This is a genomic window from Streptomyces polyasparticus, assembly GCF_014493765.1.
In the GTDB taxonomy this organism is placed as follows: domain Bacteria; phylum Actinomycetota; class Actinomycetes; order Streptomycetales; family Streptomycetaceae; genus Streptomyces; species Streptomyces polyasparticus.
In genome coordinates this window covers 378,095-403,681 of sequence record NZ_JACTVJ010000001.1, presented here as the reverse complement: position 1 = coordinate 403,681, position 25,587 = coordinate 378,095, and the positions used below count along the sequence as shown (strand labels likewise).

Here is a 25,587-nt window from a genome sequence, read left to right as displayed (position 1 = left end):
TCTGAGCGATCACTGTGCGGCATCGGGGATGACCAGGACTTTTCCGCGGATGCGGCCTGTCTCGCCGAGGCGGTGGACCTCCGCGAGGCGGGACAGCGGGTACGTGGCGCTGACGTCGACGGCGACCTTGCCCGCGTCGACGAGGGCGATCAATGCGCTCAGGTCGGTGGGGTCGTTGCGGGCGACCATGTGGAGGGAGGTCACGTCCGGGGCCGCGGCGCCGGAGGGGGAGCTGTCGCCGGAGGCGGCGATGTCGATGGGCATGGCGACGTCGATGGGCGTGGCGATCGAGACGATCCGGCCGCCGGGCCGCACCAGGGACACGAGGGCCGCGACCTCCCCGGGGTCGAGCGGGACCAGGTTCAGGAGGGTGTCGACCGTGCCGGTCAGGGCCTTCGCCACCGGTGTGACGGTGTAGTCGATCACCTCGTCCGCCCCCTGCGTGCGCACGGCCGCGGCGCTGCGCGGCCCGGCCGTGGCGACGACCGAGGCGCCGGCATGCTTGGCGAGCTGCGTGACAAGACCTCCGACACCTCCTCCGGCTCCGTTGACGAGAACGCGCTGACCGGCCGAGACCTTCCCGTGCTCGAACACCGCCTGCCATGCGGTGAGCCCGGCCACGGGGAGCGCCGCGGCGTGCGCGAGCGGGACGGTGGCGGGGGCCGGCACGAGAACGGCCGCCGGAGCCCGTACGTACTCGGCGGCCCCTCCGGCGCCGTCCACGCGTCCGACGACGCGGTCACCGACGGCCAAGTCGCTGACGTCCGCCCCGAGTTCGGCCACCGTCCCCGCGACATCCCAGCCGGGTGTGTACGGCAGTTCCACCGGCAGGAAGCTCCGCAACAGCCCCTGCCGCAGGGCGGCTTCGGTCGGGTTGAACGAGGTCGCGGCCACCCGGACGAGGACCTCACCTGCGGCAGGACGGGGACGGGGAGCGTCCTCGTGGCGGATCACCTCGGCGGCTCCGTAGGCGTGCATACGGGCGGCCTTCATGGTCTGGGCCGACGGGGTTCTGATGTCCGCTGACCCGGTCCTGGTCTCTGCCGACGGGGCTTCGGTATCCACCGGCCCGGCCCCGGTCCCTGCCGACGGGGTTCCGGTCTCTGCCGTGTTCTTGCTCTTGATCGTCATGCGTTCGACGCTAGGTGCGGCCGGCGAGACGATCCATGCGTACGAGTACCGCTTTTCTACGCGTACGTCTCGCACGCATCCGCCGTGCGCACCCCCTCACCCTCGCCGCCGCGCCCCGTACGCTCCCCCGATGGACGTACTCAGCGATGTGCTCGCCGTGATCCGCACCGGTCGTCCCCGCGCGGCCCATGTGCGCTGGCATGCGCCGTGGGCCCAGGAGTTCGCCTCCGTGCCAGGCTCGGCGGGGTTCCAGATCGTCCTGGAGGGGTCCTGTCTGCTGCTGCCGCCCGAGGGCGAACCCGTCCGACTCGCGGCCGGTGACGTGCTGTTGATGCCCCACGGCAGCGGGCACACGCTCGCCGACAGCTCCGGCACTCCCCCGCCCGCACCCGCCTGCGAGCCGGACGACCCGCGCTACGCCACCCCGTACGCCTTCGACAGCGTGGACCCGACCGGGAGCCGGGGCCCGGCCACGGTCGTCCTGTGCGGCACCTACCAGCTGGACCCCCGGCGCACGCACCCGCTTCTGCTCGGCCTGCCCGAGCGGATCCATCTGCCCGCCGGCGCCGGCCGCCCTAGCGAACTGGGCTCCGCCGTCGAGCTGTTGGCCGCGGAGCTCGGCCGTCCACGGCTCGGCAGCGGAGCGGCGGTGCCCGCGCTCCTGGAGACGCTGCTCACGTACATCCTGCGCATCTGGTTCGCCGAGCAGCCCGCCCGCGGCAACGCGACCGGCTGGGTCGCCGCGCTCAACGATCCGCAGATCACCGCCGCCCTCGACGCCATCCACGGCGCGCCCGGCGACCCGTGGACCGTGGCCTCGCTCGCCGGGCGGGCCGGGCTCTCGCGCGCGCCGTTCGCGCGGCGGTTCGCGGCGCTGACCGGGCAGCCGCCGCTGACGTATCTCACCTGGTGGCGCATGACGACGGCGGCGCGGCTGCTGCAGACCACGGACGCACCGCTGAAGCCCCTTGCCGCACAGGTGGGTTACGCATCGGAGTTCGCGTTCGCCGCGGCGTTCAAGCGCGCGTACGGGGTGCCGCCGGGCAGGTACCGCAGGGCAGGTACCGCCGGGGCGCGGACGATGCTCCTGTGATCACGATGCGGCAAAGAATCACTGCCGGCGACCTTCCGGCAGCACCCTCCCCGTAATATCCAATCCAGGCATGCAGCCATTACATCTGGCTGAGGCGGCGAGAGCGGGGAGGGCTCATGGAGCGCGCGAACGAGGACGTGAACGTACGGGAATGGGTGGACGGCTGGGTCGTCTCGCGCGGCGCCGCGCCGCCGGTCCGGGAGCCCTGGGGGTACACCGTCCACGGCGGACTGCGCGGGCATGTCGCCCGGCACGTCCTCGCGGCCACCAACGACGACGTGCTCGAGGCCGATGTCCGCAAGGTCAGCGAGTCGACCCGCGGCGTGGACTGGCACCTCAAGGTCTTCGCCGATCCCGAGCGCGTACTGCCGTGGCTCGCGCCCGGCTGGGAACCGTACGGCTCGGGCGACTACCTGATGGTCACCGAGCTCGCACCGGCCCCTGTGCCCGGGGTTCCTGCCGGATATCTGATGCACACCTGGACCCGCGGCGGTGTCGCCCGCGTGCAGATCACCGACACGGACGGCTCGTTCGCCGCGCGCGGGCAGATCGCTCCGGTCGGGGCGTGCGCGGTCGTGGACCAGATCGAGACCGCCGAGGAGCACCAGCGCAAGGGGCTCGGCAGACTCGTGATGCACACCCTGCACGCGGCGGCGCTCGCGGAGGGTGCCACGCGCGCGGTCCTGGCGTGCACCCCGGAGGGGCGGCTGCTGTACGAGGCGGTGGGCTGGCGGATCGTGGCACCGCTGACGAACGCGAAGTTCGTGGGGGCCGGCGCGTAGGAGCGGACGCGAAGGCCGTGAAGACCGGCGCGCAGGAGCGGACGCGAAGGCCGTGAAGACCGGCGCACAGGAGCGGACCGCCCCGCGGGGACACCAAGATCGGCAAAGGCGTCGACGGCTCCCCCTGCGGCAGGGCAGGATGCGGTCATGGACCGCCAGAAGATCAGCTCGCTCGCGCACGCCGACCACCCCATCGCCGCGCCGCTGTACGACAGTTCCGTCGACCGCCTGCTCAGCCGTGCCCTGCCGCGCGGCGACGAGCGGGTGCTCGACCTCGGGTGCGGGGAGGCGGCCTGGCTCGTGCGGGCGGCGAGCGGACGGCCCGGTGTACGGGGCGACGGCGTCGACGTGAGCGAGTCGGCCCTCGCGCGCGGCTGGTCCTGGGTCGAGGAGGCCGGGCTCACCGGGCGGGTCGATCTGCATCTGGCCGACGCGGCCGGATTCCAGGCGCCCCAGCCGTACGACCTCGTCATGTGCGTGGGCGCGACCCATGCCTTCGGCGGTCTGCTGCCCACGCTCGAAGCCGCGGGCAAGAAGCTGGCCGAGGGCGGCAGCGTGCTCGTCGGCGACGGCTTCTGGGAGCGCGAGCCCGGCGCGGAGACCCTCGAAGTGGGCTTCTCCGCCGATGAGTTCGCGGATCTCGCCACCACGGTGGACCGCGTCACGGAGGCGGGCTGGGTGCCCACGTACGCGTACGTCAGCACGCTCGCCGAATGGGACGACTACGAGTGGTCCTGGACCGGAACCCTGGCCCGCTGGGCACTCGACCACCCCGAGGACCCGGACGCGAAGGAAGCCGCAGAGGCGGCGGTGCAGCACCGCAACGAGTGGCTGCGGGGATACCGCGGGACCCTCGGCTTCGTGACGATGGTGCTGCGGCGCGCGAACTGAGGGGGGCCACCCGCGGCTGGGCGGTTGCCGTCTTGCCGGACGGCCGGACAACCGCCCTCAGCCGACGACCGCCAGCCTCCACAGTGAGGTGATCTCCTTCGACCGCGCCTCGTACAACGGATCGTCGCGATCGTTCGCGCGTCCGTGCCGGGGCGCGGTCGTCTCCCGGCCGGTCACCTGCAGGCCCGCGGCCGCGATCGCGTCGGCGAGCTCCGACTCGCCGCGCAGGCCGAGCCGTTCGGCCAGGTCGGAGATGAGCAGCCAGGCCTCGCCGCCGGGTGCGAGGTGGTCGGGCAGGCCCTGGAGGAAACCGCGCAGAAAGCCGCTGTCGGGGTCGTACACCGCCCGGTCGAGCCGGGTGCGCGCACGGGCCGGCAGCCAGGGCGGGTTGCAGACGATCAGATCGGCGCGGCCCTCGGGGAACAGGTCGGCCTCCCGCACCTCGACGACGTCCGCGGCACCGAGCCGCTCGACGTTCTCGCGGGCGCAGGCCACGGCGCGCGGGTCCAGATCCGTGGCGACGACCTTGCCCGCGCCGCGCCGCGCGAGCAGCACGGACAGCACGCCCGTGCCCGTACCGATGTCGAAGGCGACGCGCGGCGCCTCGAGCCGTGCGCGCGCCGCGAGATCCAGATACTCGCCGCGGACCGGCGAGAACACCCCGTAGTGCGGATGGATCCGGTCCCCGCCGAGCACGGGGATCTCCACACCTTTACGGCGCCACTCGTACGCCCCGACGACACCGAGCAGTTCCCGCAGCGAACCGGCCGCGGGCCCGTCCCCGAACTCCCCGTAGACCTGCCGGCAGGCCTCCGCCACCTCGGGCGCGCGCTTGAGCGGAATCGTCCAGCCGTCCTCGTACGGGACGAGCAGCAGGCTCAAGATGCGGGTGCGGCGGGCCTGTTCACGCCGCTGCAGCCGGAACGCCTCCGTCAGCGAGGCCGCTTTGGGCCTGCGCCGGGGCTCGGCCCGCTTGCCGAGCGAGGTGAGCAGCTGCCGGGCCGACGGGTAGTCACCGGTCCACAGGAGCGCGGTGCCTTCGCAGATGTGCCGGTACGCGGCGGCCACACCGATCCGGCTGTCGGCGGCCACGACACGCTGCGGCGCGACCGCACCGCTCTCCGAGACCCAACGGGCCGATCGCACCTCGTCCCCGTCCGGGGACCAGTCGATGACCTGCGGTGGCAGGGGGGACACGGGGGCCTCTCGGTCGTGCGGCAGGGGTGTGCGGTCAGGATATGTCGGCGGGCGGGCGTTCCTTGCCGTGCGCGGCTTCCTTGCCGGGCGGGGCCTCGTCGCCGTGCGGGCCTTGTCGCTGCGGGCGGTCTCGGCACTGGTGCGGTGTCGTCGCCGGGTGCGGGCCGCGTGCGCCTGCGGGGGGCCTCTCTCCCCCACCCCGCCCCTTCCCGAAACCGGGGCTTCGCCCCGGACCCCCGGCATCCGAACTTCGTTCGGATCTCCTCAAACGCCGGAGGGGCTGGAATGAACCGGACCGCCCACCACCACCGATAAGCACCACGTGAGACTCTTCCGCCCCATGAGGGGAGACCAGGCCGACGACGCCACGCTGATACGCGCCGTCGCCCGCGGCGACGCCGACGCCCTCGCCGTCCTCCACGACCGGCACGCCGGCTGGCTGCACGCCCGCCTCACCCGCCGCTGCACCGACCCCGAAACCGTGCGCGAGGTCCTGCAGGACACCTTCCTCACGGTCTGGCGCTCGGCCGCGAGCCACCAGGGCGACGAGGCCGGCGGCTGGCTCTGGGTCATCGCCGCCCGCAGGCTCGTCGACACCCGCCGCGCCCAGGCCCGGGCCGACCGCATCGCCCACGAGGAGCCCGCCGACGCCCCCTCGGCCGAGGAACGCGTCCTCGCCGGGCTCGAATACGGCGACGTCGGCACCGCTCTCGCCACCATCTCCCTCGAACTCCGCGACGTCCTGCGCGCCACCGTCGTCGACGGCCTCACCACCCGCGAGGCCGCCGCCCTCCTCGGCATCCCCGAGGGCACGGTCAAGACCCGCGCGCTGCGCGCCCGCCGCGCCTTGCGCGCCGCACTGGGAGGCACCGTATGAACATCCCTGCAGCACACCGCGGCCCCCAGCCCTGGCATCTCACGGACGCGCTCGTCGACGGATACGCCACGCACTCCCTCGCCGAGCCCGACGCCTGGTCGGTCGAGACCCACGTCGAGGTCTGCGGGCCCTGCGCGGCCCGGGTCTCGGCGGCGGTACGCGCAACGGACGCGGGCCCGCTCCTCGCCGCCTCACGCACCGCACTCCTCGGCCTGTGCCGCACCCCGGCCCCACACACCGGACTTCCCGGCCTGCTCCCGGCTCCCGCCGCACGCGCCGAACTCCCGGGCCTGCCCGCCCCCGCCCCCCACACCAGACGTACGAGCTTCCTGCGTTCACCCGCCTCCCCCACGCACAGGCACCGCCCCTGGTGGTCCACCGGCCCCGCCCTCCGCGGCTCCTGGCTCGCCTCGCTTCTCCTGCTCATCACGGCGGCGCTCGCCCTCGCGTACGGCACGGGCGTCGACGTGCCCCGCAGCGCCCTGCTGGCGCTCGCGCCCGTGCTGCCGGTCGCCGCCGTGGCCGTCTCGTACGGCAGGGGCGTCGATCCGCTGTACGAGATCGCCGCGGCCAGTCCGCGCGGCGGGCTGCGGCTGCTCCTTACCCGTACCGCCGTCGCGCTCGCCGTCTGCGTGCCGCTCCTGACCGTCACGGGCGCGCTGCTGCCCGCAGGACAGGGCGGCCCTGCCGCCGCCGCATGGCTGCTGCCCGGGCTCGCGCTGACGCTCGGCACGCTCGCGCTCGCCACCGTCCTCGACTGCAGGATCGCGGCGGCGGTGACCGGTACCGGCTGGCTGCTCGCCGTGGGCCTGCCCGCGCTCGCCGCCCGCCCGCCGCGGGACTACGCACAGGCCCAGGCCTCGGCCCACGCCCTCACCGAGAGCCTCTCGCGATACGTGAACGGCCTCGGCGCACAGGCCGGCTGGGCCCTGGCCGCCGCCCTCTGCGCGGGCGCACTCGCCCTGCGCCGCACCGCCTTCGACCACGCCGCCTTCGACCACACCACGGCGCACGGCCCTCGCGCCTGACGGCCGCGCTGCCTCCGTACCTCCCTCCGCACCCCATTCCCCAGGAAGCCCCATGCCGCTGCCCCCGCGTCCGCACATCTCCCTCTCCGCCTTGACCGTCCACCACCGCAAGACCCTCGCCCTCGACGCCCTCACCCTCGACTTCGAGCGCGGAGTCCACGGTCTGCTCGGGCCGAACGGCGCCGGGAAGACCTCCCTCATCCGCGTCCTCGCCACCGTCGCCCCGGCGACCGCCGGCCGCGTGGAAGTCCTCGGCCACGACCTCGCCGACCGCCGCGCACTGCCCGCGGTACGCCGCAGGCTGGGATATCTGCCGCAGGACTTCGGGTTCTATCCCGGCTTCACCGTGCGGGAGTTCGTCGCCTACGTCGCGTGGCTCAAGGAGCTGTCGCGCGAGACCACCGGGGCCGCGGTCGAGCGGGCCCTGGAACGCGTCGGGCTCGGCGACCGCGCCGACGCGAGGATGAAGACGCTGAGCGGCGGCATGCTGCGCCGCGCCGGCATCGCCCAGGCCCTGGTCAACGAGCCCGACGTCCTCCTGCTCGACGAGCCCACCGCGGGCCTCGACCCCGAACAGCGCGTGGAGTTCCGCGAGTTGCTCCGCGACGTCGGCCGGGACGCGGCCGTCCTCGTATCGACGCATCTCGTCGAGGATGTGGCAGCGGCCTGTACGGAGGTGACGCTGCTCGCCGAGGGCCGGGTCGCATACCGCGGCACGACCGAGCAGCTGGCGGCGCTCGGCGCCGATCCCGCCGAGGCGGGCGACCACCCCATCGAGCGCGGCTACACCGCGGCCCTGCGCCACCACCGCGCCACGGCCCCCAGCGCCGCCGGGGTGACCCGATGAGCGATACGGACCTCCTCGAGCCGACGCGGACCCGGACCCGGACGAGGGACGCGCGGCGCACGCCCACTCCCCTGCGCACCGAGTGCCTGCGCGGCTTCCCGCCGCTGGCCGGTCTCGTCGTGTTCTGCGCGATGTCGCTGGCGATGGCCGCGAAGTCCGCCGAGTGGATGAGCAGTTGGGGCGAGACACGCACCCTGCTGCACCTCGCCGCCACCCTGGTCTGCTCCCCGCTGACCGCCGCCGCCGGGTGCTGGCAGGGCGGCCGCGAGCACCGCAGGCGCACCCTCGACCTGAGAGCCACGGCCGCGCGGGGCGCGTTCGCCCAGTTCTGGCCTGCGGCACTGCCCGTGGCGCTGTGGTCGGTCGCCGGATACGCGCTCGCGGCGGGCGCGGCCCTCCTGGTGAACCTGCCGTACGCGGGAGGCAGCGGCCCCGTCGTCGGCGTACTGCTCGCGGACGCCGTGTTCCTCACCGTCTGCGCGCTGCTCGGTTACGTGGCCGGCCGCCTGGTGCGCCGGCGGCTCGCGGCGCCGCTCGTCGCGATCGGCGGCTATGCCGGCCTGGCGCTCACCGCGAACAGCGCACCCGACGGCCTGCTCGCGCTGAGCCCGGCCGCGGGGTTCACCTCCGAATCCGTGCTTCCGGTGTGGTGGCAGCCGCTCGCCATGACGGGCTGGCAGGCCGGCCTCGCCCTCGCCGTCGTCCTGCTCTACGGGGCGGTGCGCCGTACAGCCGTACTGGTGCCGCTGTCCGTGGCCGCGCTGTGCGGTGCTCTGCTCGTCCACGGCGGACCCGGTATGTGGCGGACCGATCCGGTCACACGGCAGCAGGTGTGCGACACGTCCACCAGGCCCGCGATCTGTGTGAATGCCATGGCCGGCGGGCTGCTGCCCGAGGTGCGGGCGGCACTCCTTCCGATGATCGAGCGACTCGAAGGCGTACGGAATCTGCCGGCGCGTTTCGAGGACGGGCCCGGCGAACCGGGCCCCGAGGAGGCGCAGTTGCCGATGCTGCGGCCGCTGGGCTGGCACGCACGGCGCGGGGAGATCTCCAGCCCGGGGTTGTATCGGCGGGAGGCCGCGACCGCACTGTCGCAGTGGGACTGCCCCCACGAGCCGAAGGGTGACGAGAGGGCCATGCGGACCAAGGCCGCCGTCGACGACTGGCTGGCCCAGGACAGCACCCTGCTCGCGAGGGAACGGGAGGAAGAGCAGTGGGCCGCCGATCGGGGTGACGAAGAGTGGCTGGCCGACATCGAGGCGGACCGTGCCGCCCGCCGGCGCCTGACGGACATGTCCGAGTCCGAACGCCGCGCCTGGCTCAGCGAGTTCTTCGCCGCCCGCGCCTCCTGCGACCCGAAGGATGTGCCCGTCCTGTGAACAGCTCGACTCCTGTGAACCCCTGGCCCCTGACCGGACGGCTCGACGGCCGTCTCCTGTACGCCCGTTCGCGCGGCCTGCCGCTCGCGCTCCTGGTCCTGGCCTGTCTGGCCCTCGCCACGGCGTGGGGTGCGGCCGGGCCGGCCTCGTTCCTGGACTTCGAGCGGCGCGTCCCGGTGATCGCGGCGGCTCCGCTGCTCGCCGCGGCCGTCATCGGCACGAGCCTGCACGAGCACTCCGCCGAACTCGACCGCACCGCGGCCCGCCCCTGGTGGCTGTGGCGCCTGGTCCAGATCGGCGCGCTCACCGCGCTCGCCGCGGCGGCGCTCGCCCTCGCGGTGCCGGGGCGCGCCGATCTGTTCGGCGCCGCGGCCATGGTGCGCGCCACCCTGGGCGCGACGGGCATCGCGGCCGCTTCGGCGACGGTGCTCGGTGCGCGGCTGAGCTGGCTGCCCGGGTCCGCGTACATCGGCGCGGTGTATCTGCGCACGCCCCTGCGGCCGGGTGGCGCGGCCGAGTGGTGGGCGTGGCCGATGCAGCCGGGGCCGCAGGACGCGGCCTGGACGGTGGCGGCTGTGCTGTTCGCCGGAGGGACGGCGCTGTACGCCCTGCGCGGCGCCAAGGCGGAGCCCACCTGAGGCCCGGAGTCGGAGCCCACCTGACGGCCCGGACCTCCAAGTCCCCCTGCCCGCACCGCCGTCACCGGCCACAATGTCCTCATGCACGTCTCGTACGAACCAAACGACCCGACCGAAAGCACCGCAGCCCCCCTCGTACTCGACCGCCGCACCGGCCCCCACGGCGAAGTGGTCCTGCGCCGCCATGGTGAGTTGCTGCAGATCATCGCCAACGGGGTGTTCCTGATGGACACCTCCGACGGGCGCTCCGAGCGGCTGCTCGTCGATGCGGCCCGCGACGCTCTTCCCCGCGATCGCGCGCGGCCGAGCGTGCTGATCGGCGGGCTCGGTGTCGGTTTCTCGCTCGTGCATGCCGCGGCCGACGAGCGGTGGGCGCGGATCGATGTGGTGGAGCGGGAGCGGGCGATCATCGAGTGGCATCAAAACGGTCCGCTGTACGACATTTCAGGCAAAGCGCTGGCCGACAGGCGGACCCGGATCATCGAGGCCGATCTCCTCGCGTACGTGCACGACCGCAATGAGAGGTACGACGCACTCTGCCTCGACATCGACAACGGTCCCGACTGGACGGTTACCGAGGGAAACCACTCCCTTTACTCTCCGCAAGGACTGGCCGCTTGCGCCAGGATGCTCAACTCCGGTGGGGTTCTTGCCATTTGGTCCGCGCAGCCGTCAGGGGATTTCGAAGAGTCGTTGCGGAATGCCGGATTCAGCAACGTACGTACGGAAGAGATCCCCGTTGTCCGCGGCGTCCCCGACGTGGTCCATCTCGCGATCAGGGCCGCATAGCCGCGGGGGTGTAACTGCCCGTACGCTGCTGACCGACAACGCGGATCTTTGCGTGCGGAACACGGAGCCGAGTGCTCTGCGCGAAGCTGCCGCGTCGGAGCAGCTACGGACAACGAAGGCGTATCCCAGGGGCGGGCCATGGAGCAGACACACACCTCCCACAACGGCACGGCTGCCATGCCGGGCGCCCAGCGGCGGGTCCTCGTGGTCGAGGACGACGCCACGATCGTCGACGCGATCAGCGCCCGGCTGCGTGCCGAGGGTTTCCTAGTGCAGACGGCCGGAGACGGTCCCGCGGCGGTCGACACCGCCGAGGCCTGGCAGCCGGATCTGCTGATCCTCGACATCATGCTGCCGGGCTTCGACGGCCTCGAGGTCTGCCGTCGCGTCCAGGCGCAGCGGCCGGTGCCGGTGCTCATGCTGACCGCGCGTGACGACGAGACCGACATGCTGGTCGGGCTCGGGGTCGGCGCGGACGACTACATGACGAAGCCGTTCTCCATGCGGGAGTTGGCGGCGCGCGTGCATGTGCTCCTGCGCCGTGTCGAGCGGGCCGCGCTCGCCGCGACCACTCCGCGCTCGGGGATACTCCGGCTCGGCGAGCTGGAGATCGACCACGCTCAGCGCCGCGTCCGCGTGCGCAGCGAGGACGTGCATCTCACGCCGACCGAGTTCGATCTCCTCGTCTGCCTGGCGAACACCCCGCGCGCCGTGCTCTCGCGTGAGCAGCTGCTCGCCGAGGTGTGGGACTGGGCCGACGCCTCCGGCACCCGGACCGTCGACAGCCACATCAAGGCGCTGCGCCGCAAGATCGGCGCCGAGCGGATCCGTACGGTGCACGGAGTGGGCTACGCCCTGGAGACGCCGACGCCGTGAAAGGCGTCCTGACGCGCCCGCTGGCCACCGCCCTGCTGTGGTGGTCGCAGCTGCTCCTGTGGTGGTCCGCCATGGTGCGCCGCCGCTCCGAGCGGCTGAGCCGGCGCACCGAGCGGCTCGAGCACCGGGCCCGCGCGGCCCGCAGCCGCGCGCAGGCCACCGGCCGCGCGCGCCAGGGGCCGCTCCTGACCCGGTTGATGGCCTCGCTGCAGGATCTGCGGCCGTTCTCCATCAAGACCAAGCTCGGCACGCTCGTGGTGATCTCCGTACTGATCACCACCGGGCTGCTGATGATCGCCATACAGACCAAGACGGAGCTGCGCTTCATCACGGTCTTCTCGGTGATCGCGACCCTGCTGATCACCCAGTTCGTGGCGCACTCGCTGACCGCACCCCTGGACGAGATGACCACGGTCGCCCGCTCCATCTCGCACGGCGACTACACCCGCCGGGTCTCCGGCGCCGACCGACGTGACGAGCTCGGCGACCTCGCGCAGACGATCAACCGCATGGCCGACGACCTGGAAGCCCAGGACCGGCACCGCAAGGAGCTCGTGGCGAATGTCTCGCACGAGCTGCGCACGCCGATCGCCGCGCTGCGCGCCGTCCTGGAGAACGTGGTCGACGGTGTCTCGGCCGCCGACCCCGAGACCATGCGCACCGCGCTCAAGCAGACCGAGCGCCTGGGCCGGCTCGTCGAGACCCTGCTCGACCTCTCCCGCCTCGACAACGGTGTGGTCCAGCTGAAGGCGCGGCGCTTCGAGGTCTGGCCGTATCTCTCCGGCGTCCTGAAGGAGGCCAACATGGTCGCCTCGCAGCGCCGCGGCATGCCGTCGGGTTCGGGGCGGCACACCCGTACCGACGTGCATCTGCACCTGGACGTGACCCCGCCCGAGCTGACCGCGCACGCGGACGCCGAGCGCCTGCACCAGGTCGTCGCCAACCTCATCGACAACGCGGTCAAGCACTCGCCCCCGCACGGCCGGGTCACGGTCCGCGCGCGCCGCGGCGAGGCACCGGACTCCCTGGAACTGGAGGTGCTCGACGAGGGGCCCGGCATCCCGCGCTCCGAGTGGCACCGGGTCTTCGAGCGGTTCAACCGCGGCAGCCACGCGGACAAGAAATCCAGCGACGGCGGTACGGGTCTGGGCCTGGCCATCGCGCGCTGGGCGGTCGATCTGCACGGTGGCCGGATCGGCGTGGCCGAATCCGTACGGGGCTGCCGGATACAGGTCAGTCTTCCGGGGCCCCGGACGCGCAGTGAGTTGACGTAGGGTTCGAAACGGGCGCACAGGATCTTCGAACTGCGTTCACCGGAGTTCGCCTGATCGACGTGCGGTCCGGCCAAGGGTGCGTGTCCCGACGGGCGCAGCCGTATGTTCCCCTGCCCTCGCTTAGCGGAACCTCGCTTGTTTCCCGCCATTTCGCGCACCGAAACACGTCCTGTGATGTGACTTACGTGACGGAAGGCCCGCCCGGTCTGCACCTCTCGGCCCGGGAGGCGTAGCCTTTATTCCCGCTGTCCATCACCTTGTGAAGCGGAAGAGGGCGGTTACCGCCGTGTCGCCACAGTCCCCCAGTAACTCGAGCACCACGACCGATCAAACGGGGCAGGGGAAGAACCCTGCTGCCGCGTTCGGTCCCAATGAGTGGCTCGTCGACGAGATCTATCAGCAGTACCTCCAGGACCCGAATTCGGTCGACCGTGCCTGGTGGGACTTCTTCGCCGACTACAAGCCGGGCGGCGCCAACGCCGCCGCCCCGCTGAAGACGGAGAGCTCCGCCTCTGACGCAGCCGCGGGGGCTGCGGGCAGCACCACGGCCGCACCGGCCCCGAGCGCTCCCGCAGGCACCTCGGCGCCCGCCCCGGTCCAGGCACAGGCTCCGGCCGCGCCCGTCCAGGCGGCCGCCCCGGCGCAGGCCCCGGCGCCCGCCGCCGTGCCCGCCCCCGCTCCGGCTCAGGCGAAGCCCGCGGCTCAGGCCGCGCCCGCCGCCGCGAAGCCGGCCGCCAAGGCGGCCCCCGCGGCAGAGCCCGCCGAGGGCCCCGAGCTGATCACCCTGCGCGGTCCCGCCGCCGCCGTCGCGAAGAACATGGACGCTTCCCTCGAGGTGCCCACCGCGACCTCGGTGCGCGCCGTCCCGGTGAAGCTGCTCTTCGACAACCGCATCGTCATCAACAACCACCTCAAGCGCGCCCGCGGCGGGAAGGTCTCCTTCACGCACCTCATCGGGTACGCGATGGTGCAGGCCATCAAGGCCATGCCGTCGATGAACTGGCACTACGCGGTCAAGGACGGCAAGCCGACCCTGGTCAAGCCGGAGCACGTCAACTTCGGTCTGGCCATCGACCTGGTGAAGCCGAACGGCGACCGCCAGCTCGTGGTGGCGGGCATCAAGAAGGCCGAGACCCTGAACTTCTTCGAGTTCTGGCAGGCCTACGAGGACATCGTCCGGCGCGCCCGCAACGGCAAGCTGACGATGGAGGACTTCACGGGCGTCACCTGCTCGCTGACGAACCCCGGCGGCCTCGGCACCGTCCACTCCGTGCCGCGTCTGATGTCCGGCCAGTCCGTGATCATGGGCGTCGGCTCGATGGACTACCCGGCCGAGTTCCAGGGCACCTCGCAGGACACCCTGAACAAGCTGGGCATCTCGAAGGTGATGACCCTCACCTCGACGTACGACCACCGCGTGATCCAGGGCGCCGCCTCCGGCGAGTTCCTGCGGATCGTCGCGAACCTGCTGCTCGGCGAGGGCGAGTTCTTCGACGAGATCTTCAAGGCGCTGCGCATTCCTTACGAGCCGGTCCGCTGGCTCAAGGACATCGACGCCTCGCACGACGACGACGTCACCAAGGCGGCGCGCGTCTTCGAGCTGATCCACTCCTACCGGGTGCGCGGCCACGTCATGGCCGACACGGACCCGCTGGAGTACCGCCAGCGCAAGCACCCCGACCTGGACATCACCGAGCACGGCCTCACCCTGTGGGACCTGGAGCGTGAGTTCGCGGTCGGCGGCTTCGCCGGCAAGTCGATGATGAAGCTCCGCGACATCCTCGGCGTCCTGCGCGACTCCTACTGCCGCACCACCGGCCTGGAGTTCATGCACATCCAGGACCCGAAGCAGCGCAAGTGGCTGCAGGACCGCATCGAGCGCCCGCACTCCAAGCCGGAGCGCGAGGAGCAGCTGCGCATCCTGCGCCGCCTGAACGCGGCGGAGGCCTTCGAGACCTTCCTGCAGACGAAGTACGTCGGCCAGAAGCGCTTCTCCCTGGAGGGCGGCGAGTCCGTCATCCCGCTGCTCGACGCGGTCATCGACTCCGCCGCCGAGTCGCGTCTGGACGAGGTCGTCATCGGCATGGCCCACCGCGGCCGCCTCAACGTCCTCGCCAACATCGTCGGCAAGTCGTACGCGCAGATCTTCCGCGAGTTCGAGGGCAACCTCGACCCGAAGTCGATGCACGGCTCCGGCGACGTGAAGTACCACCTGGGCGCGGCCGGCACCTTCACCGGTCTCGACGGCGAGCAGATCAAGGTCTCCCTGGTCGCGAACCCCTCGCACCTGGAAGCCGTGGACCCGGTCCTCGAAGGCGTCGCGCGCGCCAAGCAGGACATCATCAACAAGGGCGGCACGGACTTCACCGTCCTGCCGGTGGCGATCCACGGCGACGCGGCCTTCGCGGGCCAGGGCGTGGTGGCCGAGACCCTCAACATGTCGCAGCTGCGCGGTTACCGCACGGGCGGCACGGTCCACATCGTCATCAACAACCAGGTCGGCTTCACCGCCGCCCCGGAGTCCTCGCGCTCCTCGATGTACGCCACCGACGTGGCGCGCATGATCGAGGCGCCGATCTTCCATGTGAACGGCGACGACCCCGAGGCCGTCGTCCGCGTTGCCCGTCTGGCCTTCGAGTTCCGCCAGGCGTTCAACAAGGACGTCGTCATCGACCTCATCTGCTACCGCCGCCGCGGTCACAACGAGTCGGACAACCCGGCGTTCACGCAGCCGCTGATGTACGACCTGATCGACAAGAAGCGCTCGGTGCGCAAGCTCTACACCGAGTCGCTCATCGGCCGTGGCGACATCACGCTCGAAGAGGCCGAGCAGGCGCTTCAGGACTACCAGGGCCAGCTCGAGAAGGTCTTCACCGAGGTCCGCGAGGCCACCTCGCACCCGGCGCCCTCCGAGGTCCCGGGCACCGAGGCCGCGTTCCCGGTCTCGCTGACCACCGCGATCTCGCAGGAGGTCGTGAAGCGGATCGCCGAGTCCCAGGTCAACATCCCCGACCACATCACCGTGCACCCGCGTCTGCTGCCGCAGCTGCAGCGCCGTGCGGCGATGGTCGAGGACGGCACGATCGACTGGGGCATGGGCGAGACCCTCGCCATCGGCTCGCTGCTCCTGGAGGGCGTCCCGGTCCGACTCGCCGGCCAGGACTCGCGCCGCGGCACCTTCGGCCAGCGCCACGCGGTCCTCATCGACCGCGAGACCGGCGAGGACTACACACCGCTCCTGTACCTCTCCGAGGACCAGGCTCGCTACAACGTGTACGACTCGCTGCTCTCCGAGTACGCGGCGATGGGCTTCGAGTACGGCTACTCGCTCGCCCGTCCCGAGGCGCTCGTGATGTGGGAGGCGCAGTTCGGTGACTTCGTCAACGGCGCGCAGACCGTCGTCGACGAGTTCATCTCCTCGGCCGAGCAGAAGTGGGGCCAGCACTCCGGTGTGACGCTGCTGCTCCCGCACGGCTACGAGGGCCAGGGCCCGGACCACTCGTCCGCCCGCCCGGAGCGCTTCCTGCAGATGTGCGCGCAGGACAACATGACGGTCGCCATGCCGACGCTCCCGTCGAACTACTTCCACCTCCTGCGCTGGCAGGTGCACAACCCGCACCACAAGCCGCTGGTCGTCTTCACGCCGAAGTCGATGCTGCGTCTGAAGGCCGCGGCGTCGAAGGCGGAGGAGTTCACCACGGGCGGCTTCCGTCCGGTCATCGGCGACTCGTACGTCGACCCGGCCGCGGTCCGCAAGGTCGTCTTCTGCGCGGGCAAGGTCTACTACGACCTCGAGGCCGAGCGTCAGAAGCGCGGCATCACGGACACCGCGATCATCCGTATCGAGCGCCTCTACCCGCTGCCGGGTGCGGAGCTCCAGGCGGAGATCGCGAAGTTCCCGAACGCCGCGAAGTACATCTGGGCCCAGGAGGAGCCGGCGAACCAGGGTGCATGGCCCTTCATCGCCCTCAACCTGATCGACCACCTGGACCTGGCCGTCGGCGCGGACATCCCGCACGACGAGCGCCTGCGCCGCATCTCGCGTCCGCACGGCTCTTCGCCGGCGGTGGGTTCGGCCAAGCGTCACCAGGCCGAGCAGGAGCAGCTGATGGCCGAGGTGTTCGAGGCGTAGTTTTCTGCGCAGAACGCCAGTGGGCCGCACCCGTGCACCGGGTGCGGCCCTTCGGCTTTCGGGGCTACGCCCCGGTGGTGTATCCGACCTTCGGTCGGATGTCCTCAAACGCCGGACGGGCTGGGTTACCGGACGGGCTGGGTTACCGCCCCGCCAGTGCCTCCGTCGGTGCGAGGCGTGATGCCCGTACGGCGGGATAGAGGCCGGCCAGTGCGCCGATCACCAGCGTGGCGAGGACGCCGCCCACGCCCGCCCACAGCGGGACCGTCACCGGCCACCCTTGGTACAGGGCGTATCCGGCGGTGACTCCCACCCCGAGGAGCGCGCCGCCCAGGCCGCCGAGTGCGGACAGGAGCAGGGACTCCGCGAGGAACTGGGTGCGGATCTGGCCGCGGGTGGCCCCCAGCGAACGACGCAGGCCGATCTCCGCGCGGCGCTCCAGGACGGAGATGACCATGGTGTTGGCCACCCCGACCCCGCCGACGAGCAGCGCCACCGCACCGAGGCCGAGGAGCAGACCGGTGAAGGCCTCGCCCGCCGCCTTCTTCGCGGCGAGGGCGTCCGAGGGGCGCGAGACGTCGACCTCGTTGGGCGCCGAGGGGTTGGCCGTCGCGCCGAGCACGGACTGGACACCCTCCACGTCGGCGTCCTCGGCCCGTACGTACAGCGTCGTCGCATGCCCGTCGAAGCCGAGCTCCGACGTCGCCACGGGCCAGCCGATCAGGGCGGCCGTGTCGAGTTCGGGGGCGAGCTCGGCGGGGGCGAGGATGCCGACGACCGTAAACAGCCGGTCCCCGATGAGGACTTGGGTGTCGGGCGTGGCACGCCCGATCCCGAGGCGTTCGGCCGCCGTGGCCCCCAGGACCACGGCCGGGTAGCGGCCGGTGGCGGCGTTCAGCCACGTACCGCTCGCGAGGACCGCCCCGGTCGTGGAGCGCAGGTCGGTGCGGGCGGCGTACGCGGACAGACCGCCCGTCTCCGCTTCGGGGATCTTGGAGCTGCGGTAGACCTTGGCGCCCGGCAGTTTACCGATGGCGGAGACGGAGGTGACCGGGCCGATGCGGGCCGCCATCTTCTCCGCGGAGTCCGGGAGTTGGGCGGCCTCGCCCAACATGGTCGAGCCCGGCGACGCGGTCAGGAGGTTGGTGCCCAGCGCCGCCAGCGTACGGTCGAGCCCGGCCTGCAAGGAGGCCGAGATGCCGACCACCGCGACCATCGCCGCGATCCCGATGGCGATGCCGAGCGCGGACAGGAAGGCCCGCAGGGGGCGGGTGCGCAGGCCCACGGAGCCGACCTTGACCACGTCGCGGGGGCGCAGGCGGGCCGGACGCAGGGGCGGGCGCGGCGCCGGGCGGTCCAGGACGGCCGTCATGCGACCACCTCGGACAGCGCGGCCGAGTCGCTGACGATCCGGCCGTCCCGCATCCGTACCTGCCGCGGCAGGCCGTCCGCGAGCTCCCGCTCGTGCGTGATGATCACGACCGTCGTACCGGCGGCGTGCAGTTCGCGCAGGAGCCGCATGATCCCCGCGCCGGTCACCGAGTCGAGCGCGCCCGTCGGCTCGTCCGCGAGCAGCAGCGCCGGGTCGCCCGCGACGGCCCGGGCGATGGCGACGCGCTGGCGTTCGCCGCCGGACAGTTCGTGCGGTGCGTGGTACAGGCGGTGGCCGAGGCCCACGCGGCGCAGGACCTCGGCGGCGCGGCGGCGGCGTTCGCGTACGCCGAGTCCGCAGTAGAGCAGGCCGTCCGCCACGTTGTCCCAGGCCGAGGTGGACGCCGCCAGGTGGAACTGCTGGAAGACGAAGCCGATCCGGGCCGCGCGCAGAGCGGAGAGCGCGGCGTCGGACAGCTCCCCCACGTCGTACCCGTCGATGCGCACCTGTCCCGACGTGGGCCGGTCCAGGGTCCCGAGGATGTTGAGCATCGTGGACTTGCCGGAGCCGGACGGTCCGACGATGCCCACGAGTTCACCTGCCGCGATCTCCAGGGAGACCGTGTCGAGGGCCGTGACACCGCCGGCGTACGTCTTGGTGACCTGCTCCAGCGAGATCATGGGGTCGCCGTACGTCACTTCGGCACCCCGACCTTCGTACCCGCGGTGATCCCGTCGCCCGAGATCTCCACCCGGCCGTCCGCGAACAGGCCCGTGGTGACCGGGACATACGTGGTCGTGGAGCCCTTGACGACCTCGACGCCGAACCCGCCTTCGGCGAGGGCGAGGAGCGCGGCGACGGGCACGGTGAGCACGTCCTCGCGGGTCTCGGCGGTGAAGTCGACATGGACGGCCGCGAGGGCGTACGCGTCGGCCGCCTTGCGTCCCTTGTCGTCCGCGAAGGAGACGACCACCTCGATCTTCGTCTCGGGGTCCTGGCCCTGCGCCTCGGCCGGCTTGATCACCGTGGTGACCTCCGTGACCTTCCCCGCGGCCAGGGTGTCGTCCGGCAGCCGCACCGAGACCTTCGCGCCCTCCTTGGCCACCTGTTCGTCGGCCGCGTCGAGTTCGGTGGTGACGGCGCGCTCGGTCCCGGTGTACGCGAGCACCTCGGCGCCCGGCTGGAGCGCATCGCCCTTGCGGGCGGCGAGGCTGTCGATCCGTACCGCGCCGTCCGCGAACACCACCTGTCCGAGCGGCACTTGGCCGGTCTCGTCGAGGCCGCGGTCCTCCTGCCAGGCGCGCACCGCGTCGGCCGTGCCGGACGTGAACTCCTCGTCCACGGTGAATCCCGTATAGCCGAGCGTGTCCAGGTTCTTCTCCAACTGCTGTACGTCGGGCCCCTCGACGCCCTCCAGCAGATCGCGGTACGCGGGCGTGGCCCCGTACATCAGCGTCACCGGCGCACCGTCCACCGCGTACAGGGACTTGCCCCGGGTGATCCGGTCGCCGGTGTCGGGGCCTGCGGTCAGCGTGCCGGGCTTACGGGCGGTGGCGGTGGTCGCGGCGCCGTAGCCGAGCTGACCGTCCACCGACTCGGTGTCCTTCAGGGTCCCCCGGGTGACCTCGGCCGTCGCGGGCGGCAGGGTGCTCTGCTCGGTCCCGCCCTGCTCGGCGCCGCCGAGGCCGAGCGCGGCCGCGGTGAGGGCGCCGGCGGTGGCGAGCACCGCTACGGCCACGGCGAGGGCGAAGCCCCGGCGGCGGCGCGGGCGGACGGGTTCCGGGGAGTGGACGAACCCGTCCCCGGCGGTCTCCTCGGCGGGCTGCGCGGGGCTCTGCCCTGCGGTCATGTCCGCGTTCTCCACCACGGACTCCCCCATCAGCTCTTCCCCTGCATCTTGAGATCGCCGCCCATCAGGTCCTGGCAGGCCTCCTGCGCCTTGTCGAAGTCCGGGTCCTCGACGATCTCCTTGCCGATCCGCAGACCGCCGTCGGAGGGGTCGGGGAAGGCATCGACGCCGTTCTTGCGCATGCACTGCGCGTACTCGCGCATCTTCTCGGCGCCCGGCCCCTTGCCGCCCTGGCCCTGCGGCTGGTACTTGCGGCAGGCCTCCATCGCCTTGTCGACGGTCTCCTTGGGTATCGAGCCGTCCAGCTTCATCCGGATGCCCTCGCCGGGCTCCGGGTCGTCCATGGGCACACCGTTCTCGCGCATGCACGCCGCGAACTTCATGCCCATCTCCTGCGGGTCGAGCGAGGGCGAGGCCGAGGCGCCGTCCTTCTCCGCCCCGTTCGCCGAGGCCACTCCCCCGCCGTCGCTGTCCGAGCCGCAGCCGGTCAGCGCCAGCGCGAGCACCAGCGGCAGCGCCGCCAGGATGCTGCGAGCCTTCCTGCGCATCGCGTCAACTCCCTTGCCTTACGCGGCCGTCGGTCACGGCCGCACCGGGGGTGATGCAACGCGGCGGGGCGTTTCCCGGTGGTTTCCGCTTCCTGTGAGGGCTTCTGTGCGGTGGTGGGGCGCCGGCGGTGCCGTGGTGGGGCGCCGGCGGTGCGGTGGCGGGGTGTGCTGCCGGTGCCGTCCTGGGGCGCCGCTTTGACAGCTCGGGCTCACGCGGAGGAAACAGCGTCCTGGTCACCATGTGCCGGTACGTGAAGTGAGGAGCGGACATGAGGGTCCTGGTGGCCGAGGACGAGCAGCTGCTCGCCGACGCGATAGCGGGGTGGCTGCGCGAGGAGGCGCACGCGGTGGACGTGGCCTACGACGGCGCGGCCGCCCTGGAGCGCGCGAGCGTGCACGCGTACGACGTGGTGATCCTCGACCGCGATCTGCCGGGCCTGCACGGCGACGACGTGTGCCGCGCACTCGCCGAGGCGGAGGAGGGCGCACGGGTCCTGATGCTGACCGCGGCGGCGGACATCCGCGACCGGGTGGAGGGACTGACGCTCGGCGCCGACGACTACCTCACGAAGCCCTTCGCGTTCCCCGAACTGGCCGCCCGCGTCCTGGCCCTGGGCCGCCGCTCGCGCCCCGCCGTCCCCGTGGTGCTGCGCCGCGCGGGCCTCACCCTGGATCCGGCCCGCCGCGAGGTGTTCCGCGACGGACGCTACGTACCGCTGTCGCCGAAGGAGTTCGCGGTGCTCGCCGAACTCCTGCGGGCGGACGGTGCGGCGGTCTCGGCTGAGCAGCTCCTGGAGAAGGCCTGGGACGAGCACGCCGATCCGTTCACCGGGGCGGTGCGTCTCGCCGTGCTCAAGCTCCGCCGCAAGCTGGGTGAGCCTCAGGTGGTGGAGACGGTGGCCGGGGCGGGGTACCGGATCCCGTGAGGCCCGCCCGGCGGCTCGCCCGCATCTCGCTGCGCACCCGTCTGACGCTGGTCTTCGGGCTGCTCTTCCTGCTGGCGGGGATCGTGCTGCTCGGTACGACGTACGGGCTGTTCCAGCAGCAACTGCGCAGTGGCGGAACGAAGTTCGTCTCCATGCTGGGGAAGGACATACGGGAGGCCGGTGAAAAGGAACAGCGCACCGCGGACGAGGGCGACGAGGGCGAGGGCAAGAGCCCGAGCGACCGGCGACGCTACGCCATCACCCCCGAGGGCGATGTCCTCACCGGCGCGACCGCCGACCGCTGGATCAAGGCACAGCAGGCCCGGGTGGACGACGCCGCGACCACCTCGCTCCTCGCCCAGGGAGGTATCGCCCTCCTTGTGGTCGGCGGCGCGGCCACCGGCTTCGGCTGGCTGGTCGCGGGCCGGGTGCTCGCCCCGCTGCACCGCGTCACGGACACCGCACGCCGGATCGCCGCGGCGCCCGCGGCCGACCGCGGGCTGCACGAGCGCATCGCGCTGAACGGTCCCGTCGACGAGGTCAAGGAGCTCGCGGACACCTTCGACACGATGGTCGAACGCCTCGACCGCTCCTTCGACGGTCAGCGCCGTTTCGTCGCGAACGCCTCGCACGAGCTGCGCACCCCGCTGACGCTCGGCCGCGCCCTGGTCGAGGTGGCCATGCACCGGCGTACGGCCTCGGAGGACGTCAAGCAGCTCGGCGAGAACCTCCTGGAGATCAACTCCCGGCACGAGCGCCTGATCTCGGGCCTGCTGCTGCTCGCCGACTCCGAGAACGCGATCACCGAGCGGCATCCGGTCGACCTCGCGGATGTGGCGGTGCATGTCGTCGCCCAGGTCGCGGGCCAGGCGCGGGCCGCGGGCGTCGCGGTGCGCAGCACGACGGACGAGGCCCCGACTGCGGGTGCCGCCCTGCTCCTGGAGCGGCTCGTCCACAACCTGGTGGAGAACGCCGTACGGCACAACGTCGAGCAGGACGGCTGGGTCGAGGTGGTCACGGGGGTCCGCCCCGACGGGCGGGCCGAGCTGCGGGTCGCCAACTCGGGGCCCGCGGTGCCCCCGTACGAGATCCCGCGTCTGTTCGAACCGTTCCGGCGTCTCGACGCGGACCGGGTGGCCTCCGCGAAGGGTGCGGGGCTCGGGCTGTCGATCGTGCGGTCCATCGCGGGCGCGCACGAGGGCGAGGTGCAGGCCGAGGCGCGGGCGGAGGGTGGCCTGGCGGTGACGGTGATGCTGCCGGGGGCCGTGTGACCTCGGGCTACTCGTCGTCCTCGTCGTCGAGCCGGGCCAGCCAGGTGGCGAGGCGCTCGACGGGCACCTCGAAGTCGGGGTTCAGGTCGACGAACGTACGCAGCTGCTCGGCCAGCCACTCGAAGGTGACCTCTTCCTCACCTCGCCGCTTCTCCAGCTCTTCGATGCCTCGGTCCGTGAAGTACATGCCCCCAGGATATGACGCGTCCTCTCCACCCCAGCACGGCTTGCCTTCTGCGGCTCCGCCCCTCGTGCTGCTCACCTGCGGCCGAGGCTGAGCTCCCGCTCATGGTGCTGCTCGCCTGCGGCCGAGGCTGCGCGTGCGGTTCGTCTTGGGTCGGTGCCGGGGTGGGGTACCTGGTATTCGGGCAATGTGGACCGGTACCGAGGGACTCACGTTGTTGCCAACGGAGCGCCCAACCTCAGCCCGTCCGGCGTTTGAGGACGAGCGCCGTTCAGGCGCGAAAGGGGGGCAAGGGGCGAAGCCCCAAAAGGCCCACCCACCCGGGGGTCCGGGGGCGCAGCCCTCGGTTTCGGGAAGGGGCGGGGAGGGGAAATGCGCCCGCCGCAGGCGCAACCCACCCGCAGACGGCGACGAGACGCCGGCCCGGGCGCAGCCGGACCACACCCGACGCGGCCACTCAGTCGCGAGCGCGGACCGTGTCGTAGGCCAGCCCCAGCGCACCGTTGGCGAGGAGCACCGCCCCCGCCACCGCCCACCCCGCACTGCGCCGCCGCAGCCCGAACAACATCGTGGGCAGCCCCGCCGCCAGCTGAAGCGCACCGATGGCGCGGGCCCGCGGCCCCCGCATCCAGGTCCCGAGCCGCCCCCGTTCGACCACGTCGAGCTCCGCGCTGACGACCTCCCGCCAGCCGGCCCACTGCACCTGCTCCACCTCGGGCAACGCCGCCGCCGCGGAACGGAGTTCGCCTGCGGGCAGGCCCGGTGCGAGCCCGGCCGGCAGGGTCAGGCCCGCGCGCGAAAGCACCGCGAGGAGACCGAGCATCCTGGCCCGCGCGTCCGCGTCCGCGTCGGGTCGGGTCAGTGCGTCGAGGGCCTGCATATCGAGTACGGGGTCGAGGCCGAGCCGTCCGACGAAGCTGCTCATCGCCTCGTCCTCGCCCACCGGCGTACCGTTCGCCAGCCATACGTAGCCGACCGTGCGCCGGAAGCCGGACGCGAGCGTGAACCCGGCGCCGCCCTCGTCCCACCACAGGGCGAGCGCCGGCCAGGGCGCGGCGACCGCGAGGGCGGAGGCCCAGCCGCGCGCGACCCGGTCGACCTGTTCCCCGCCGTCCAGCCAGGGCCTGCCCTCGGGAACGAGCACGCTCCACTCGGGCCCGGCCTGCGCGAGCAGCATCCGCTCGCGCAGCAGCTGGGCCGCGGGGCCGACGGCGGCCGGATCGGAGCGGCACAGGAGGAGGGCGCCGGGGCTCCCGTCGACGGGCGGATGCCGCACGGGCGCTTGCTCGGGGGTGTCAGCCATGCCTCAAAGCTAGGACAACTTGTCCATATCAGCCCGCTTTTGCCCCGCTATAGAACCTCGCCCCCTAAGGGAGCCCCCGAGACAGATCTCCGGTTCACGGCCGCTTGACTCTCCGTATCCGCGATATATCGTGTCTAGAGGAAGACGCGATATGGCGCGTCAATCACTCCCCAGGCCACGCGCCCGGGGCCGCCCCAGGCCGAAGGAGGTCAGCCATGCCAGAGTCGACGTGGACCGTCGCCGAGCCCCAGAAGCTCACCTTCGACGACCCGGTGACGACCCTGCAGGTACGCATCGTCAATGGAACGGTGAACGTCGTCGGGACCGACGAAGCCACCGCCCGCCTCGAGATCACCGAGGTGCACGGACCCGAACTGCTCGTCGGCCACGAGGACGGCGTACTCACCGTCGGCTATGACGATCTGCCCTGGAAGGGCTGGCTCAAGTTCCTCGACCGCAAGGGCTGGCAGCGCCGCGCGGTCGTCTCGCTCGCCGTGCCCACCGGCACCCGGGTCGAGGTCGGCGTGGTCGGCGCGAGCGCGATGGTCTCCGGGATCGACGGGGCCACCACGGTCAAGGGTGTCACCGGCGACTGCGCCCTCGTCGGCCTGAGCGGACCGGTGCGCGCCGAGTCCGTGTCCGGCGATGTCGAGGCCCAGTCCGTCACGGGCGAGCTCCGCTTCAACTCCGTATCCGGGAATCTGACCGTCGTCGACGCCGGTACGTCCGTGCGCGCCGACTCCGTGAGCGGCGACATGATCGTGGATCTGGACCCCGCGGACCGCGCCACCGACGTCGCCCTGAACAGCGTCTCGGGCGAGATCGCCATCCGCCTTCCGCACCCCGCGGACGCCGAGGTCGAGGCGAACACGACCAGCGGCGCCGTCTCCAACGCCTTCGAGGACCTGCGGGTCTCGGGCCAGTGGGGCGCCAAGCGCATCACCGGCCGGCTCGGCGCCGGACGCGGCAAGCTCAAGGCGACCACGATCTCCGGCGCGATCGCCCTCCTTCGCCGCCCGGCCCGCGACGGCTTCGACGACGCACCCCCGGCGGACGCCCCGCTGACGGACACGCCCCCGACCGCCCCGTCGGCCGACGCGCCCACGACCCACACCCCCGCGGCCGACGCACCCGCAACCGACGCACCCCCCTCCGACGCACCGCCCTCCCCCGAGGGCCCGAACGGGAAGGTGCTCTGAG

General features: G+C 72.3%; 23 protein-coding genes. 15 read left to right on the top strand and 8 right to left on the bottom strand.

Going from position 1 to position 25,587, the window contains the following annotated elements; genetic code table 11:
- Positions 1 to 9: 9 nt before the first annotated feature.
- Entirely contained in the window at positions 10 to 993 is a 984-nt protein-coding gene (locus tag H9Y04_RS01735; protein ID WP_187811886.1) for an NADP-dependent oxidoreductase, read from the bottom strand.
- Positions 994 to 1,261: 268 nt separating this feature from the next.
- Between H9Y04_RS01735 and H9Y04_RS01730 the strand changes: the two genes are divergently transcribed.
- From H9Y04_RS01730 to H9Y04_RS01720, 3 genes are all read left to right on the top strand, one after another.
- Positions 1,262 to 2,224: an AraC family transcriptional regulator gene (locus H9Y04_RS01730; protein WP_187811781.1), complete on the top strand. Its 963-nt coding sequence runs from the start codon at positions 1,262 to 1,264 to the stop codon at positions 2,222 to 2,224.
- Between the two features lie 116 nt (positions 2,225 to 2,340).
- Positions 2,341 to 3,006, top strand: a complete 666-nt coding sequence (locus tag H9Y04_RS01725; RefSeq protein ID WP_187811780.1) for a GNAT family N-acetyltransferase — start codon at positions 2,341 to 2,343, stop codon at positions 3,004 to 3,006.
- Positions 3,007 to 3,153: 147 nt separating this feature from the next.
- Positions 3,154 to 3,897 carry an SAM-dependent methyltransferase gene (locus H9Y04_RS01720; RefSeq protein ID WP_187811779.1) on the top strand — a complete coding sequence of 248 codons (744 nt, stop codon included), beginning with the start codon at positions 3,154 to 3,156 and terminating at the stop codon, positions 3,895 to 3,897.
- Between the two features lie 57 nt (positions 3,898 to 3,954).
- Here the strand turns inward: H9Y04_RS01720 and H9Y04_RS01715 are convergent, their stop codons facing one another.
- Entirely contained in the window at positions 3,955 to 5,094 is a 1,140-nt protein-coding gene (locus H9Y04_RS01715) for a 50S ribosomal protein L11 methyltransferase (protein WP_308800820.1), read from the bottom strand.
- A 340-nt stretch (positions 5,095 to 5,434) separates the two neighbouring features.
- Between H9Y04_RS01715 and H9Y04_RS01710 the strand changes: the two genes are divergently transcribed.
- From H9Y04_RS01710 to H9Y04_RS01670, 9 genes are all read left to right on the top strand, one after another.
- Positions 5,435 to 5,971 carry an RNA polymerase sigma factor gene (locus tag H9Y04_RS01710; protein WP_187811777.1) on the top strand — a complete coding sequence of 179 codons (537 nt, stop codon included), beginning with the start codon at positions 5,435 to 5,437 and terminating at the stop codon, positions 5,969 to 5,971.
- On the top strand, positions 5,968 to 6,999 hold the full coding sequence (locus tag H9Y04_RS01705) for a zf-HC2 domain-containing protein (protein ID WP_214660708.1): 1,032 nt from the start codon (positions 5,968 to 5,970) through the stop codon (positions 6,997 to 6,999). Before H9Y04_RS01710 ends, H9Y04_RS01705 begins: the two co-directional genes overlap by 4 nt.
- 52 nt (positions 7,000 to 7,051) lie before the next feature.
- On the top strand, positions 7,052 to 7,846 hold the full coding sequence (locus H9Y04_RS01700; protein ID WP_187811776.1) for an ABC transporter ATP-binding protein: 795 nt from the start codon (positions 7,052 to 7,054) through the stop codon (positions 7,844 to 7,846).
- Complete coding sequence (locus H9Y04_RS01695) at positions 7,843 to 9,225, top strand: hypothetical protein (protein ID WP_187811775.1); 1,383 nt, start codon at positions 7,843 to 7,845, stop codon at positions 9,223 to 9,225. The genes H9Y04_RS01700 and H9Y04_RS01695 overlap by 4 nt, the downstream gene beginning before the upstream one ends.
- Entirely contained in the window at positions 9,222 to 9,863 is a 642-nt protein-coding gene (locus tag H9Y04_RS01690; RefSeq protein ID WP_308800819.1) for a hypothetical protein, read from the top strand. Before H9Y04_RS01695 ends, H9Y04_RS01690 begins: the two co-directional genes overlap by 4 nt.
- Before the next feature lie 81 nt (positions 9,864 to 9,944).
- Complete coding sequence (locus H9Y04_RS01685; RefSeq protein WP_187811774.1) at positions 9,945 to 10,652, top strand: spermidine synthase family protein; 708 nt, start codon at positions 9,945 to 9,947, stop codon at positions 10,650 to 10,652.
- A 138-nt stretch (positions 10,653 to 10,790) separates the two neighbouring features.
- Entirely contained in the window at positions 10,791 to 11,528 is a 738-nt protein-coding gene (locus tag H9Y04_RS01680; RefSeq protein ID WP_187811773.1) for a response regulator transcription factor, read from the top strand.
- Between the two features lie 197 nt (positions 11,529 to 11,725).
- Positions 11,726 to 12,802 (top strand): HAMP domain-containing sensor histidine kinase, encoded by a 1,077-nt coding sequence (locus H9Y04_RS01675; protein WP_187811883.1) that lies wholly within the window; start codon positions 11,726 to 11,728, stop codon positions 12,800 to 12,802.
- Between the two features lie 286 nt (positions 12,803 to 13,088).
- Positions 13,089 to 16,934 carry a multifunctional oxoglutarate decarboxylase/oxoglutarate dehydrogenase thiamine pyrophosphate-binding subunit/dihydrolipoyllysine-residue succinyltransferase subunit gene (locus H9Y04_RS01670; protein WP_187811772.1) on the top strand — a complete coding sequence of 1,282 codons (3,846 nt, stop codon included), beginning with the start codon at positions 13,089 to 13,091 and terminating at the stop codon, positions 16,932 to 16,934.
- A gap of 142 nt (positions 16,935 to 17,076) precedes the next feature.
- Here H9Y04_RS01670 and H9Y04_RS01665 read toward each other — a convergent pair whose 3' ends face one another.
- From H9Y04_RS01665 to H9Y04_RS01650, 4 genes are read right to left on the bottom strand one after another with little or no spacing between them, the layout of a single operon-like run.
- A complete protein-coding gene (locus H9Y04_RS01665; protein ID WP_187811771.1) occupies positions 17,077 to 18,306 on the bottom strand; it encodes an ABC transporter permease in 1,230 nt (409 codons plus the stop codon).
- Entirely contained in the window at positions 18,303 to 18,986 is a 684-nt protein-coding gene (locus H9Y04_RS01660) for an ABC transporter ATP-binding protein (protein ID WP_187811882.1), read from the bottom strand. The genes H9Y04_RS01665 and H9Y04_RS01660 overlap by 4 nt, the downstream gene beginning before the upstream one ends.
- Before the next feature lie 14 nt (positions 18,987 to 19,000).
- On the bottom strand, positions 19,001 to 20,185 hold the full coding sequence (locus H9Y04_RS01655) for a peptidoglycan-binding protein (RefSeq protein WP_236070496.1): 1,185 nt from the start codon (positions 20,183 to 20,185) through the stop codon (positions 19,001 to 19,003).
- Positions 20,185 to 20,703: a hypothetical protein gene (locus H9Y04_RS01650; protein ID WP_187811770.1), complete on the bottom strand. Its 519-nt coding sequence runs from the start codon at positions 20,701 to 20,703 to the stop codon at positions 20,185 to 20,187. Before H9Y04_RS01650 ends, H9Y04_RS01655 begins: the two co-directional genes overlap by 1 nt.
- A 269-nt stretch (positions 20,704 to 20,972) precedes the next feature.
- Here H9Y04_RS01650 and H9Y04_RS01645 point away from each other — a divergent pair, with 269 nt between their 5' ends.
- Together H9Y04_RS01645 and H9Y04_RS01640 are read left to right on the top strand one after the other, a co-directional pair.
- Entirely contained in the window at positions 20,973 to 21,629 is a 657-nt protein-coding gene (locus H9Y04_RS01645) for a response regulator transcription factor (protein ID WP_187811769.1), read from the top strand.
- Positions 21,626 to 22,900, top strand: a complete 1,275-nt coding sequence (locus H9Y04_RS01640; protein WP_187811768.1) for a sensor histidine kinase — start codon at positions 21,626 to 21,628, stop codon at positions 22,898 to 22,900. Before H9Y04_RS01645 ends, H9Y04_RS01640 begins: the two co-directional genes overlap by 4 nt.
- Before the next feature lie 7 nt (positions 22,901 to 22,907).
- Here H9Y04_RS01640 and H9Y04_RS01635 read toward each other — a convergent pair whose 3' ends face one another.
- Positions 22,908 to 23,087 carry a DUF6104 family protein gene (locus H9Y04_RS01635; RefSeq protein WP_003992906.1) on the bottom strand — a complete coding sequence of 60 codons (180 nt, stop codon included), beginning with the start codon at positions 23,085 to 23,087 and terminating at the stop codon, positions 22,908 to 22,910.
- 454 nt (positions 23,088 to 23,541) lie between these two features.
- Positions 23,542 to 24,387 (bottom strand): hypothetical protein, encoded by an 846-nt coding sequence (locus tag H9Y04_RS01630; protein WP_187811767.1) that lies wholly within the window; start codon positions 24,385 to 24,387, stop codon positions 23,542 to 23,544.
- A gap of 215 nt (positions 24,388 to 24,602) precedes the next feature.
- On the opposite strand from H9Y04_RS01630, the gene H9Y04_RS01625 reads away from it, so the two are divergent.
- Complete coding sequence (locus H9Y04_RS01625) at positions 24,603 to 25,586, top strand: DUF4097 family beta strand repeat-containing protein (protein WP_187811766.1); 984 nt, start codon at positions 24,603 to 24,605, stop codon at positions 25,584 to 25,586.
- Position 25,587 lies beyond the last annotated feature (1 nt).